Annotated in this window: 16 protein-coding genes; 4 read left to right on the forward strand and 12 right to left on the reverse strand. The window is 47.8% G+C overall.

The window, feature by feature from the left end:
- Nucleotides 1-47 precede the first annotated feature (47 nt).
- Nucleotides 48-230 carry a hypothetical protein gene (locus J4760_RS10710; protein ID WP_145287761.1) on the forward strand — a complete coding sequence of 61 codons (183 nt, stop codon included), beginning with the start codon at nucleotides 48-50 and terminating at the stop codon, nucleotides 228-230.
- Between the two features lie 20 nt (nucleotides 231-250).
- Here the strand turns inward: J4760_RS10710 and J4760_RS10715 are convergent, their stop codons facing one another.
- From J4760_RS10715 to J4760_RS10725, 3 genes are all read right to left on the reverse strand, one after another.
- Nucleotides 251-580: a hypothetical protein gene (locus J4760_RS10715; protein ID WP_145287758.1), complete on the reverse strand. Its 330-nt coding sequence runs from the start codon at nucleotides 578-580 to the stop codon at nucleotides 251-253.
- Between the two features lie 73 nt (nucleotides 581-653).
- A complete protein-coding gene (locus J4760_RS10720; protein WP_145287755.1) occupies nucleotides 654-1,319 on the reverse strand; it encodes an HAD family hydrolase in 666 nt (221 codons plus the stop codon).
- A gap of 100 nt (nucleotides 1,320-1,419) precedes the next feature.
- On the reverse strand, nucleotides 1,420-2,328 hold the full coding sequence (locus J4760_RS10725; RefSeq protein WP_145287753.1) for a LysR family transcriptional regulator: 909 nt from the start codon (nucleotides 2,326-2,328) through the stop codon (nucleotides 1,420-1,422).
- Between the two features lie 114 nt (nucleotides 2,329-2,442).
- Here J4760_RS10725 and J4760_RS10730 point away from each other — a divergent pair, with 114 nt between their 5' ends.
- Nucleotides 2,443-3,546 carry a 5-methyltetrahydropteroyltriglutamate--homocysteine S-methyltransferase gene (locus tag J4760_RS10730; RefSeq protein WP_237605687.1) on the forward strand — a complete coding sequence of 368 codons (1,104 nt, stop codon included), beginning with the start codon at nucleotides 2,443-2,445 and terminating at the stop codon, nucleotides 3,544-3,546.
- Nucleotides 3,547-3,572: 26 nt separating this feature from the next.
- Complete coding sequence (locus J4760_RS10735) at nucleotides 3,573-4,925, forward strand: MFS transporter (protein ID WP_145287747.1); 1,353 nt, start codon at nucleotides 3,573-3,575, stop codon at nucleotides 4,923-4,925.
- A gap of 64 nt (nucleotides 4,926-4,989) precedes the next feature.
- Here J4760_RS10735 and J4760_RS10740 read toward each other — a convergent pair whose 3' ends face one another.
- The 9 genes from J4760_RS10740 to J4760_RS10780 form a co-directional block, all read right to left on the reverse strand.
- Nucleotides 4,990-5,997 (reverse strand): PTS sugar transporter subunit IIC, encoded by a 1,008-nt coding sequence (locus J4760_RS10740; RefSeq protein ID WP_237605688.1) that lies wholly within the window; start codon nucleotides 5,995-5,997, stop codon nucleotides 4,990-4,992.
- Nucleotides 5,998-6,071: 74 nt separating this feature from the next.
- Nucleotides 6,072-6,917 (reverse strand): MetQ/NlpA family ABC transporter substrate-binding protein, encoded by an 846-nt coding sequence (locus J4760_RS10745; protein ID WP_237605689.1) that lies wholly within the window; start codon nucleotides 6,915-6,917, stop codon nucleotides 6,072-6,074.
- Between the two features lie 22 nt (nucleotides 6,918-6,939).
- Entirely contained in the window at nucleotides 6,940-7,623 is a 684-nt protein-coding gene (locus J4760_RS10750; protein WP_237605690.1) for a methionine ABC transporter permease, read from the reverse strand.
- Nucleotides 7,616-8,353 carry a methionine ABC transporter ATP-binding protein gene (locus J4760_RS10755; RefSeq protein WP_145287738.1) on the reverse strand — a complete coding sequence of 246 codons (738 nt, stop codon included), beginning with the start codon at nucleotides 8,351-8,353 and terminating at the stop codon, nucleotides 7,616-7,618. Before J4760_RS10755 ends, J4760_RS10750 begins: the two co-directional genes overlap by 8 nt.
- A 126-nt stretch (nucleotides 8,354-8,479) precedes the next feature.
- On the reverse strand, nucleotides 8,480-9,247 hold the full coding sequence (locus tag J4760_RS10760) for a hypothetical protein (protein ID WP_237605691.1): 768 nt from the start codon (nucleotides 9,245-9,247) through the stop codon (nucleotides 8,480-8,482).
- Nucleotides 9,231-10,604, reverse strand: a complete 1,374-nt coding sequence (locus tag J4760_RS10765) for a sensor histidine kinase (RefSeq protein WP_237605692.1) — start codon at nucleotides 10,602-10,604, stop codon at nucleotides 9,231-9,233. Before J4760_RS10765 ends, J4760_RS10760 begins: the two co-directional genes overlap by 17 nt.
- A gap of 4 nt (nucleotides 10,605-10,608) precedes the next feature.
- Entirely contained in the window at nucleotides 10,609-11,286 is a 678-nt protein-coding gene (locus tag J4760_RS10770; RefSeq protein WP_237605693.1) for a response regulator transcription factor, read from the reverse strand.
- Between the two features lie 141 nt (nucleotides 11,287-11,427).
- Nucleotides 11,428-12,105 carry a PepSY domain-containing protein gene (locus J4760_RS10775; RefSeq protein WP_237605694.1) on the reverse strand — a complete coding sequence of 226 codons (678 nt, stop codon included), beginning with the start codon at nucleotides 12,103-12,105 and terminating at the stop codon, nucleotides 11,428-11,430.
- Between the two features lie 124 nt (nucleotides 12,106-12,229).
- Nucleotides 12,230-12,802: a thymidine kinase gene (locus tag J4760_RS10780; protein ID WP_145287722.1), complete on the reverse strand. Its 573-nt coding sequence runs from the start codon at nucleotides 12,800-12,802 to the stop codon at nucleotides 12,230-12,232.
- 249 nt (nucleotides 12,803-13,051) lie between these two features.
- Here J4760_RS10780 and J4760_RS10785 point away from each other — a divergent pair, with 249 nt between their 5' ends.
- A complete protein-coding gene (locus J4760_RS10785) occupies nucleotides 13,052-14,305 on the forward strand; it encodes a YeeE/YedE family protein (RefSeq protein WP_145287719.1) in 1,254 nt (417 codons plus the stop codon).
- Nucleotides 14,306-14,316: the final 11 nt, after the last annotated feature.

Raw genomic sequence — 14,316 nt, forward strand, 5'->3', positions numbered from 1 at the left:
CTATACATGAGCCAAAGTATTTTATCACCAATCCGAAGGAGTTCTTTATGAAGCATATTTCCATGTTCATCATCGCCCCGATACTGCTCTTCCTTTTCCTGATTCTGATTACAGACCCCGCAAATGCACTGGGAGGCGTCTTCATATACATGCTGGTCATGCTTGCCAGCCATCTATATGATAGATACAGGATCAAAAAGTCAAACCAAGAAAAAAACTCCGGAAAATAGCTTTCCGGAGTCTTTCTCAATCACTTTACTTTTTCGTTTACATATTCGATGAATTCATCAATGTCACCTTGTACAATATCAATCATCGCCACTTTCCCCATACCCTGGGGGAACTCGATGAACAGCGTATTGTTTTCAATGACCGCCTGCTGTATATCCTGGTAGCTGAAGACGCGCCTGTATGGCTCGCCACTCATATCCACGTTCATAATGACACGCTCATTTGTAGTAATATAAGCACCTTTGAAGTGGGTTTGACCCCCCACCTTGTAGATGATGGTCCCTTCGATTGCCGGACCCAGTTTTTCCGTTGGATATAATTCATTTGTGTCTATATCAATCAAACTCATGCTATCACACTCCATTCACCAGATTTGCCATCCTATCGTATCATGCCCTCATGCCTGGTGACCAATATTCAACCTAGTCGGTATGGATACGCCACTGGTTTCTGGCAGCGATGGCCTTGAGCCTTTCATCAGGCTTCACTGCTACTGGGCGTCCTACCAGCTCAAGCATCTTCAGATCGGTATAGCTATCGCTATATGCCTCGCTGTTCTTCCAATCCACCTGCTTGTCTGCAAAGTGACGCCTGATGATGTCGATCTTGCGATCGGCATAGACACGTTCAAAACGCGATTTATAATCAAGTTTTTCTCCCTTATAACTTATTTCTGAACCGATGATGCAGTCTATATCAAATCCTTTGAATACTGCTTCAAGCAAGGGGATGAAAGCACCTGATATCAGCATTATATAATAGTTGTCCTGTTTCAGCTGCTTCATCTTTCCGATCAGAGGCGCCCTCAGATCTTCAATCATTTCACCAGCAACTTCCCTGAAGAAAGACTCGATTTCACTTCGTGTGTTCTTCTTGAAGGAGAGGAGATAGTATTCCATCGCTTTACTCTGCATCTTCGGTTTATTGATCATCTTCATTTTGTATGCAAAATAGACGGGTGCAAACCTGCGTATGAAACGGCTGTAGTTTCTCTTATATCTGGGATGGCGCTTCAGACGCTCCATCAGGACATTAAATGTTTCATATGGGTACAAGGTGCCGTCAAAATCAAACAAAGCCACTTTCATATTACATATCCCTTTCCACTGCATAGATTATTCTGCGAGTATTTGCTTTCATTCTACCATACAGACATGGGTTCTGTACCGGATGGTTTCCCGTGAAACATCATCGCATATGGCGGGTCCTCTCCCTCAGCTCCTCGAGATAAAGACGTGCCATGCGACTGAGCTCGACCTTCTTGCTCACCACCCATCCCACCTTTATCGTATCTTCCACTTCCAGTGGTACCTGGACAATCTCCGAACTGTCGAGATCTTCGCTGAGTATTCCTGTCGAAATAGTATAGCCATCCAGACCGATGAGCAGATTGAACAAGGTCGCCCGGTCACTGACCTGTATGCTTTTGACACTCTGGATCGTACTATAGATTTCTTCCGAATAGTAGAAGGAATTGAATTCACCCTGTTCAAAAGCCAGTCTTGGATAGGGCTCGAGATCCGCAAGAGTCACAGACTTCCTTGCAGCCAGGGGATTGCTTCTGCTGATGAACACATGGGGATCCGCTTCGAAAAGCTCAGTGAACTCCAGTCCTTTTTCCCTGATCAGCTGGAGCAGCACCTTCTCATTGAATGCACTGATATAGAGCACACCAATTTCACTTGTCAAATCCTTGACGTCATCAATGATTTCATAGGTCCGTGTCTCCCGGATGGCAAACTGGTATTTATCGCCACCATATTTGCGGATCATATCAACAAATGCATCCACCACAAAGGAATAGTGCTGCGAAGATACGGAGAATAGCTGCTGTGAAGGTTCGGTGTTGAAATAGCGCCGATCCAGCAGTTCCACCTGCTCATTGATCTGACGGGCATAGCTCAGAAATTCCGCCCCGTCCCGAGACAGGGAGATACCTGTGGATGTTCTCGTGAAGAGGACGATGCCAAGCTCATTCTCCAGTTCCTTGATTGCTTTCGATAAGGTAGGTTGTGATATATACAGCCTTCTGGCTGCTTCGTTGATGGAACCGCTCAATACGACTTCTATAAAATATTTCAGTTGCTGAAGCTTCATGATATCCCCCTTCGCTATAGCCAAAAGGCATAGCAGACTATAAAAATTAACCGTTACACTATATCTTATATGCATGATAGGATTTATACAATATCATTTTGAAAGAGGGATTGCATGAGCACATTGAATATAAAGAAAGCATATAGAGCGGATCACGTAGGGAGTCTGCTGCGTCCTGAAAGGCTCAAGGAAGCAAGAAAGCAGTTTTCGGAAGGTGACATCACTAAAGAAGCGCTGACACAGATTGAAAACGAAGAGATCAGCAGAGTGATAGAAAAACAGAAGTCCCTTGGTCTCGAAGCAGTAACAGATGGAGAATTGCGCCGTTCATGGTGGCACTTCGACTTTCTTGAAGGTCTTACTGGTGTGGAAGGATACTGGTCCGGCGAGGGTATTGCTTTCAAGGGAAAGAATACAAAATCAAGAGCCATCAAAGTAACAGGCAAACTTGGCTTCGATGATCATCCAATGCTTGAAGATTTCAGATTCGTAGCAGAGCAGGCGGGAGGTCATACAGCCAAGTTCACCATTCCAAGCCCGAGCATGCTGCACTTCCGCGGGGAAATCGATCTGGCCGTCTACCCGGATGAAGAGGTGTTCTTTGATGACCTGGCAAAAGCTTATAAAAAAGCTTTGAAGGCCTTCTATGATGCCGGTTGCCGCTATCTGCAGCTCGACGATACATCATGGGCGTATCTCTGCTCTGAAGAGCAGAAGGAACAGCTTAAAAATAAAGGCCTCGATCCGGACCATCTTATACAGAAGTATCTCGAGACTCTGAACAAGGCTGTTGCCGATCGACCGGAAGACCTCAAGATTACAATGCACATCTGCCGCGGCAACTTCCGTTCCACATGGATTTCCTCCGGTGGCTATGAGCCTGTGGCAAAAGAAATTTTCGGCAAACTCAATATCGATGCCTTCTTCCTTGAATATGACAGTGACCGTGCAGGAGACTTCAGGCCATTGCGCCATGTTGATCGCGATGATCTTACGATTGTCCTCGGTCTGATTACTTCAAAGCATGGTAATCTTGAGAACAAGGATGAAATCAAAAAAAGGGTCGAGGAAGCAACACAGTATGTGCCTCTGGAACAGCTTGCGCTGAGTCCTCAATGTGGATTTGCATCCACTGAGGAAGGTAATCTGCTGAGTGAGGAAGAACAATGGAAAAAGCTCCAGCATGTAGTGGAAATTGCACAGGACATCTGGTCCTGAATAGATAATATCCGAGGAGGATAGTCATGCGTACAATACAATTGGAATCAGTCATTGATAACAGCCGCTTCAACAAGTTCCATCTGCTTGTATTCATATGGTGTTTCTTTGCCATTTCATTCGACGGCTTCGATATCGCCCTATATGGCATCGGACTGCCATTGATGACCGAGGAATTCGGTCTCAGTGCCGCACAGGGCGGAGCACTCGGCAGCTATGCACTGATCGGCATGATGGCCGGCACTTTCATTCTCGGGTCCTTCTCGGATATCATCGGGCGTAAAAGAGTGCTCGCTCTATGTCTTGCGCTTATAAGCATCTTCAATATGCTTGCGGGATTTGCACCGAATGCGACAGTCTTCATCATCATGCGCTTCATCGCTTCCATGGGCATGGGTGGACTGATGCCTGTTGTCATCTCTCTGATGACCGAGTATTCACCAAAGAAAAACCGAGCGATGACTGTAGCTGTCATGTACTGCGGCTATTCCTTCGGAGCCATCTTTGCATCCGTCATCGGCATGGTACTGCTGGAGAGTCTGGGTTGGCGTTTCATGTACTGGCTCGGCGCTCTGCCACTTCTCTCATTACCGTTCTTCCTGAAGCAGTTTCCTGAATCCCTGTCCCAGCACTTATCAAGAAACGAGACGGGCAAAGTGGCAGACATCCTCAACCGGATCGAACCACAGGGAAACTATCGTCCATCGGATCGTTTCGAATTCACTGCTGCTGCCAAGGCGGGCAGGGGCGTACCGGTGAACAAACTGTTCAGCGAAGGGCGTGCGCTCACTACGGTTGCATTCTGGATCATGGTATTCAGCTGCCTGATGATGATCTATGGCCTCAATACATGGCTTCCGACCATCATGATGGAATCCGGTTTTGGTGTCGCATCAAGCCTTTCCTTCATCCTTATCCTGGCGGTGGGGCAGATCATCGGTTCACTGGCGGGAGGCTATTTCGTAGACCGCATCGGCCACCGCAATGTGCTGCTCCTGATGTATCTCATCGGAGCTGCCAGCTTCGTCGCTCTGAGCGTGACACAGGCACCTCTGCTGCTGTACGTGCTGATTGCCATCGGCGGCGCCTGCACGGGTGGTACACAGAATCTTGTCAATCCGTATATCAGCACGTTCTATCCAGCTGATATCAGAGGGACCGGGCTGAGCATGGCGGTCGGTATCGGACGTCTCGGATCGATTTGTGCTCCGGTTCTGATCGGACTGGTACTGATGACAAGCCTGGCTCCACAGACAGCATTCATGGCGTTTGCCATCCCGAGTCTGGTCGGGTTCACTGCACTGCTGCTGGTCCAGGAAAAGCATGCAGGACGAATCCAGAAAAAGATTGTGTCCAGTACGTCCGGATCGAATGTATAGCTGCAATACAAAAAGCACATCAGCAGAAGCTGATGTGCTTTTTGTATTACCTCTGTTTCGGATGCTAGTCGAAATCCGTATTTCTAACAGGATAGTTCCTGAAGAAGTGGCTGCCGATATAACCGACCACACCTGAAATCACTGCCACAATGACGGCATATATGATGACCTGCGCGGCAGGGTTGTAGCCGAACAGTACGAGCAGGCCGGCAGTCGGTGTTGCCGTACCCGGTGCGTCATTGACGAGCCCCGAGTAGGCGATGACAATACCACTCAGCCCACCACCGACAAAGTTCGTGACATAGATCGGAATGGGATTGGCCGAAACGACGTCTGCTTTCGATAATGGTTCCACTGCCACTGACAGTACAGATTTCATATTTCCTATCTTCAGTTTGTGGAACAAAGTACTGTTTATAAATGCAGAACCGAATGCAGCCAGACTTCCGACAGCCATCGGAATGCCTGTCAGCCCGAGCAGAGCTGTAAGCGCCATCGAACTGAGCGGGGATGTTCCGACTACAGTTATGATTCCGCCAAGCAGAAGGCCCATGAGAATCGGGCTTGCCTCTGTCGCAACAACGATGATGTTACCGATGTTGAGTAGTGATGCATCCACCAGCGGGGTAAGCAGCAGACCGATCAGTCGGGTGATTGGTACGATGACGATGACGACCACAATGAAATCGAGACCATGGGGAATTTTGCGCTCCATATACTTTACAACGAAAGATATTAGATAGGCTGCAAAGAATCCCGGTATCAGGCCGATGCCGCCGCATGATACAGCAATGATTGCAGCGTTCAGCGGGTTGACGCCCATCGTCAAAGCTACAAGAAAAGCAACGATGACACCACTCAGGAGTCCTGCTTCAGTTCCGGCCTCCTGAAAGAATCCCAGACTGAATATGTCCCCGATCACAAAGGACTGGAGTGCTTCCACAAGGAACGTGGCAATGGCTGCTGCAGCAAGTGCCCTCATGGCCTTGTCGCCATGCGGGGCGTAGTAAGTAAAGACGGTAAAAAACGCGAGTAAAAGTACGAGTAACCCGATGCCAACTATCTGTTCCATTTTCTCTCCTCTATTTCAACCGATATCCACGACGCGCTATCGGTTCCGGCATATTCATGCTCAACATGCCTGCACTATTCTTCCATTTCGAAAGCCGGTTCAAGATGGCCTTCCTCACTCAGCTCACTCAGGTAATCATATACCTCCTGCGAAGTGAATGCCTCCTTGAGCGCCTGGATTGCTTCTGAATCCTGGTTATCTTCACGCGCAACAAGCTGGATGGCAAATGTATTGTCCTCATCCTCCTCAAGCAGTACTGCGTCTTCCGGTGTAAGATCGATGCTTGAAATGTAGGTTGGATAGTTGAATACAAGTTCGACACCATCTTCATACGCACCTGTCAGATTGAGAAGGTCGATATGTGTAAACTCAAGATTATACGGGTTCTCTTCTATATCATCGACACTTGCACTATAGCCTGCTTCCGGATCCAGTGTAATGAGACCATGCTGATCCAGTATCATCAGTGCACGGGCTTCATTCGTCGCATCTGCAGGTATGGCAACTTCCGCCCCATCTTCCAGCGCTTCGATCGAATCATAGACAGGTGAATAGAAACCGACGATGGCATTATAGACTGGCTGAAGTGCAACCAGGTTTCCATTGCGCTCTTCATTGAATATCTCCATGAAAGGTTCGTGCTGTGCAAAATTGGCATCTACTTCTTCATTAAGAAGAGCTTCATTGTATTGGATATTGTCCGACACTTCAACCAGTTCGACTTCATAAGGCCCTTCGATTGCATCTCCAGCAATCTCGACAATATCCGTCATCGGCGGCAGATGCGAAGCGACCTGTATGACAGTTTCCTCCTGCGAAGCACTGCTGTCCTCCTGAGATTCTTCTGTACTTTCCTGTCCACCGCCACATCCGGCCAGAAGCAGTGTCAAACCACTCAATAGCAATCCTTTTTTCAACATATAATCCATCTCCTTTGATTTATTATCTTTTATCCAGCTTTCCTGCAATCTTCAACCCGAACCATTGGGCCAGAACAACAAATATGATGATTACGACAATCGAGGTATACATGATGTCCGTCTCGTATCTCTGATAGCCATATCGGATGGCAAAATCTCCGATGCCGCCTCCACCGACGACACCCATGATGGTGGAGTAGGAAATGAAGCTGACGAAGGCAGTGGTGAACCCGATGATCAGAGAGCTTCGTGCTTCAACGTACAGAAACTTCCATACCAGCTGGAAAGTGGTGGCGCCCATGGATTGGGCGGTTTCCGTCACACCTCTTGGTACATCGTGCAGGGACTGTTCTACAAATCTTGCGTATAGCGCAATGGCAATGAGCATCATGGGGAACGAGGCTGCGACCGGATCCCCTGTCGCACGTCCGTATAGAAAGCGGATCAGCGGCTGCATGACCACGACCAGCAGAAGAAACGGGAAAGACCTGACAATATTGACGAATATGCTCGCTACCTGGTATAGAAATTTGTTTTCCATCGGCTTGCCTTTTGAGCTGAGATACAGCAGTGTACCGAGAGGCAGTCCCAGTATGATTGCCGCCATCATGGCAAATATCATCATGATCCCGGTTTCAAAAAGACTCTCTGCCAGTCTGGGTGCATACTCGATGACACGCTCGATATAGAGATTGAAACTATTCATCTTTCAGCACTTCCAATACACGTGCATAGTAGGACTGTTCAGAACGCTTGCCACTATTCCGTACAACATCCATGATATCTATCAGCCTGCCGTGCTCCAGGACAGCTGCCCTGTGGCACAGGGTCTTGATTACGCCAAGTTCATGGGTCACGATGACCACAGTCATCCCGTATTCATTCTGCGCCTTGCGAAGGACCTCTGCAATTTCATATGTTGTATTCTCATCGAGTGCAGATGTGGGCTCGTCACACAGCAGGATGTGAGGGCGTATGATAAGTGCCCGCGCAATCCCTACACGCTGCTTCTGTCCTCCCGAAAGTTCAGCCGGATAACTGCTGCGCTTGTCGGTGAGACCGGTGAATTCCAGCACTTCGTCAATGGTCAGGACCTGATCATACCTATGCAGTTTCAGGGGCAGAAGGATATTCTCCTCCACTGTTCTGTTCGCCAGAAGGTTGAAATGCTGAAATACCATCCCGATATGCTTCTGATGATTTCTCAAGCTTTTGCCCCGCAGCTTATCAACTGCCACACCATTCACCAGAACCTGCCCGGAGTCCGGTGTTTCCAGTGCATTGATGAAGCGCATCAGCGTCGACTTGCCGGCACCGCTCTCACCAATGATGCCGAATATCTCCTTTTCCTTGATGGACAGGTCCACCCCATCCACTGCCTTGAAGGGACCATCCTTGCCTGAGAAGGATTTGGAAACTCCCATCATTTCTATCATACTTCGCACCTCCGCAATCTCAATTCCTTCAGCTGCTGTCAGAATTCAATAATATCATATATGCAGTGGCAGCATGGATGGATGAACGCAAAAAAATACCTCTTTAGAATAACATGTCCAAAGAGGCTAATCATCATCGTCTTCCATATCGTTTTCGGCATCCGTATCCTCACCGTTCTTTGTATCCGTACCACTGTCATTATCAAATTCAATATAATAGTTGTTCTGATACTGTGTATTGTAGTTCTGGAGCTCCTGGGCAAAAGCCTCGATATCGGTAATATCCTCAAAATCAATTGAAAACCACAACACTTTGGTGACTTCCCCCGCCTGGGCGTCTATGGAAACAAGCGCCCCTTCATCGTCATCCTCCACCAGCTGTATGACCTGGTATTCGGCCGGGTGGATTTCTTCATTCAGGGCGACATGGACAAACTGTCCACCCACTTCTTCAAGGGCAAGGGCTTTGGCTTCCGCCTCTGTTACTTGAACTGCCGGCTTTTCTGCAGATTCTTCCGTTGGTTCTTCTGTTGTGTCCTCTACGGATGCTTCCGTCGTTTCATCCTCGGGTGTTTTTTCAGCACCTTCCGTCTCTGTACTTCCTTCAGCAGCTTCCTCTACAGCTATTTTTCGAGAGTCCATGGCAGTGATCCTGCCATCCTCCCTGTCCATGGTGATTTCGTATTCGAAGCCGTCGTCTTCCACATGGACAATATAATTGCTGCCTTCCGTCTCTATTGTTCTGATCTGGCCACTGTAACGGTCGGTGACCATCGCTCTGATTGTATCTTCCCCCAATGATTCGGATTGCGACTGCACCATCAGTACAGTACCAATCACAACGCCAAGTACGACAGCCATTGCAGCAATCAGCATTTTAGTTGTCCGTTTCATCCTCATTCCCACTTTCCATAACCAGTCTGAAAGTCGTTCCGACATCCATTTCACTTTCGACCTGGATATCCATACCATTCAGTTTCGCCAACTCACTTGCAATCGACAGCCCGAGACCCGATCCGCCCGTCTTTCTGGCTCTCGCCTTATCCACACGATAGAAGCGGGTGAAAATGTGTTCAATATCCTCTTCCGGAATTCCGATACCTTTGTCCTTGATCGCCACTTCAAATGAAGAGCCATGATCCAGCACATCGATGGTGATGGCATCCGAACTGTACTTGTAGGCATTATCGAGAAATATCTTGATCAGCTGATCGAAAGTATCCACATCCACACGGGCCAGGAGCGCCTCATGATTCGTATGCACATGGATGCCCCGCTGGTATACCTTCTCGAGGCGCACAGCGATGTCCCGGATCAATTCAACGATGGGTACAGGTCGACGGATGATCTCTTCCCTTCCTGTATTCACTTTGGCAAAGCTCAGAAGCTGTTCGGTCAGGTACTTCATTCTTTTTGCTTCATCGCTGATGGCGTGTATGCTCTCATCCAGGACATCTTCACGTGTCTTGCCAAAGCGCGACAGCATTTCACTATAAGAACTGATCACTGTAATCGGTGTTTTCAGCTCATGGGAAGCATTCATGATGAAAGCCTGCTGATTTTCATCATGAATCTTGAGAGACTTCATCATATTATTGAAAGCGCCGGAGAGCTCCTGGAGCTCCCTGGTGTCTTTCGGATCGATTTCCAGCATCGAGTATTTGGCGGTATTGTTCGTCTTATTCATCTTATTGATGAGTTTGTTGATCGGCTGTGTAATGAAGTTTGTGATGACCCGATTCAGCAGGAATATGACAATGAATATGAGTCCGGTCGACAGCAGCAGGATCCAGCGCAGGATTTCAAAGGTTTCATGAATAAAACCGACGTTTTCATATATCTGGAGCGCATGGACCTGCCCGTTTTCCCAGATGATCGGAAGGGAGACCATTACGAAATGGTGATTATTATGCGTAAGCGGCTCTGCATATTGAGAAGTGCTGTAGGGCATCGTAAGGTCTGCATATTCCGCTTCCGTGGCAATACGTACTACGGGGCTTTCCCCACTGTCTATAATCGTGATATAACCATCTGAAAGCAGGTATGCCTGAAGCACCGCTTCCGCGTTGATGCCATTACTATTGGCATTCTGGATTTCCTGCATGATATTGAATCCACGATTCTCAAGCTGGCCCATTTCCGCTTCCAGTGAAAAGTGGCGATAGGAGTAGTAGACGAACAGATTAATGATGATGACGACAATCAAAGTCATCACTGTTGTATATAACTGGATTTTTGTACCAAGTTTCATCGTTTCATTCCTTCACTATATAGCCGATACCTCTGACACTTGCGATGATGGAAGGTGGATCACGATCGAGCTTCTTGCGCAAATACCTGACGTAGACATCGACAGTGTTGGTATCGCCAAAGTAATCATAGCCCCAGACCGCTTCTATGATCTGTTCCCTTGATAGTGCCTGGTTCCTGTGTGCCACCAGAAAATGAAGCAGATCATACTCCTTCTGAGTGAGATAGACCAGTTCATCGTTGATATACACCTCACGGGCCATGGGCAGTATTTTTATGTGCCTGCACACCATCTCCTGATCATCCGCATCCTGTGACATGATACGCTGCTTGAGCTGTGCCCTTATGCGGGCCAGAAGCTCTTCGATTTCAAATGGTTTGGTGACGTAGTCGTTCGCTCCTGAATCCAGACCACTCACCTTGTCCATGACTGCATCCCGGGCAGTAAGCATGATGATGCGGGTATTATCATCTTTCTGACGGATACGCCGAAGGACCTCGAGTCCATTCAGTTCAGGAATCATGACATCAAGAAGAATCAAATCGTAAGGTTTGTCCTCATAGCGCTCGAGCGCTGATTTCCCTGTATAGGCGATTGCCACCTCGTATCCCTCATGCTCCAACTCGAGCTGTATGACACGGGCAATTTTTTCATCATCTTCAACAATCAGAATCTTTTCCATATGAGCACTCCTTATTGCCTTGATGCGAATCGGTTACTATTACACCAAGTATAAAGCAAAGCGCTGCATTTTTCGTTATAGAACCATTAAAATTCAATTAAAAAAGCCTGGAATAAATTCCAGGCTCATACTCTACTCGCTTCAGTCATCAAATTCGACGACATCACCGGTTCTTGCATCAATTGTCAGTTCATGCTCCTCACCGTTTGCGATGATTTCCACTTCATATTCTCTGTCATCTTCATCGTAATCCCATTCAGACACTTCGCCGCCCACTTCGTTCTGTGCAATTTTCAGTGCCTCGGTCGAAGAAATGATTGCACTGCCTGCAGAGGTGCCATTCGCAGGGGCAGATTGTGTTGTGTCGTCTGCATTGTCGTCACCGTTCATATCATCGCGGTTGTCGTCTGCATTGTCGTCACCGTTCATGTCATCATGGTTGTCGTCATAATTGTCATCCTTCATATCATCGTCATGGTCAAATGATTCATGAAGAATTGTCAGATCGTTTGCATCAAGATCCACCTGGTATTCTTTTGTACCATTCTGAAGCTCGACTTCATAGTAGTATCTGCCATCATCCTCATCAAGTTCGACTTCCTGGACTTCACCATCAAACTGCTCTTTTGCCTTATCGACTGCCTGCTGTGCTTCCATTTTGACATTACTGTTCGTTGTGCTGTCATTCACGATTGCCTTGCCTTCGTTTCTGTCATCCTGCCAATCAAGATTTGTATCTGCGCTTACGCTTGAACATGCTCCGAGCATCAACGCCGAGATCAGACTTCCTGCCAACAAGTGATTTCTTTTCAAATTCATTCATAACGCCTCCTATCTGTTTGTAAGTTCAGTATAGAGGGGCATTTATAAAGGACGGTTAGAGAAAAATTAAAAAATGATTAGAGTCGCATTGGCTTCTGTTAATTAAGATAGAAATACATCTTCAGTCCAGTCCTAGTCTTTCCTTGTAGCATTTTCTGCAGACCGGCACATATTCCTCATCACCAATCTGGATGGTCTCCCCGACATTTGTCGGTCTGCCGTCAAGAAGCCTCATATTCAGTGTTGCTTTCTTGTTGCAGAACTGGCAGATGGTCTTCAGCTCGTCAATGGCGTCAGCGAGCTCGAGCAGTACTTGACTGCCCTGGAACAGCTGATTGCGGAAGTCCGTCTTCAGCCCGAAGCAGATGACCGGGATATCCAGGTCATCCGCAATATCACTCAGACGATGGACATCCTTTTTCGATAGGAACTGCGCTTCGTCGACGACCACCGCATGCACCCTGTTCTTTTCATGAATAGCTTTCACGTCGTCATATATGGTATCTGTTATATATTCGCATACCAGCTCGAGGCCGATTCTGGATTTTATTTTTCTGTATCCGCTTCTTGTATCTATAGGTGTGGAATATGCAAGGCACTGCTTGCCCTGCGTTGTATATTGGTGGTGTGTGGTGATGATCTGATTGCTTTTGTTACTCTGCATCGTCCCATACCGGTAGTATAGCTTTGCCACTTGAATCCCTCCGACTTCCTTTGTGCAAGGCGCTTTTCTGATGCGTTTCTTCCATGCCGCCTTGATTTTGCAGAAGCGGCATCATAATGCTTCAATATTATAACCTCTTTCCAGATTCAGAACAATTGTGAGTGTACATCCGGCAGTATTGTTTTTTAAATTCGAAACTTCATTCTTGACTTGAATACTAGGATATAATAGACTGTCCAAATATTACACAAACTGTTCATAAGGAAAGGTGATCTATAAATGACTACTAGAGTGCAGCCGGTTAATGAAGCGAGAGATCCGGTAATACGCCGGTCCCTGGAGTTGAATGCCCCGCAGAAAGTACTGATCGGTGTCGGTATTGCAGTCAGCTTTGTACTATTCCTATATCTTGCTGCGACACAGTCGATGGCCCAGCCTATACTCATGCTTCTCGGGCTTCTGCTCGGTTTCACTTTATTCCATGCCCGCTTCGGCTTCACTTCCGCTTTCAGACGTATGATGTCGGTCGGGAATGGTCAGGCGCTGCGTGCACATATGCTCATGCTGGCTGTCGCTGTGACATTGTTCGCGCCGATACTTGCTTTCGGCATTTCCTTCTTTGGTCAGGATGTCGCCGGCTATGTGTCACCGGTCGGCATCAGTCTGATTGTCGGGTCCTTCATATTCGGTATCGGCATGCAGCTTGGCGGCGGATGTGCATCCGGTACACTCTATGCGATCGGTGGCGGACGTACCGTCATGTTCATCACTTTGATCTTCTTCATCGTCGGTGCAACAGTCGGCGCACACCACCTGCCTTTCTGGACAGAAGAGCTGCCATCATTTGAACCCATCTCACTGGCCACCTCCACGGGACTGGGCTACGGAGGGGCATGGCTCGTCTCCATCGTTCTGTTCGGGCTGATTGCCTGGATTACAGTCATCATTGAAAAGAAAAGAAAAGCACCTAAAATGGCACCTCTACCGACTGCACAAGGATGGAAACGCATATTCAGAGGTTCCTGGCCGCTTTTTGCTGCAGCCATCGCACTGGCTGTACTTAATGCACTCACTCTGATGACGAGGGGGACGCCTTGGGGCATCACTTCAGCATTCGCACTCTGGGGTTCCAAAATAGCGGGCATGTTCGGCGTGGACGTTGCTTCATGGGGCTACTGGCAGGGTGCCAATGCTGCCGTACTCGAATCTTCAATATTTGCGGACTCGACGACTGTGCTCAACTTTGGTGTCATACTCGGCGCGTTCATCGCCTCTGCAGCAGGTGGTCTGTTCAAGTTCAGCAGAATTACACTTGGCAATTTTTCTGCATCCGTCATCGGCGGACTGCTGATGGGCTACGGGGCACGCCTTGCCTTCGGATGCAATATCGGTGCATACTTCGGTGGTATCGCCTCTTTCAGTCTACATGGCTATATATGGGGGATTCTGGCTCTCGCCGGTACATTCCTGGCACTCTATCTCCGTCCACTGTTCGGCCTATCCGTACCAAAATCCAACGATTCCGTATGCTGATTCAAAATGGG

Origin of the sequence: Salinicoccus sp. ID82-1 (genome assembly GCF_021991715.1) — a bacterium.
In the GTDB taxonomy this organism is placed as follows: Bacteria; Bacillota; Bacilli; order Staphylococcales; family Salinicoccaceae; genus Salinicoccus; species Salinicoccus cyprini.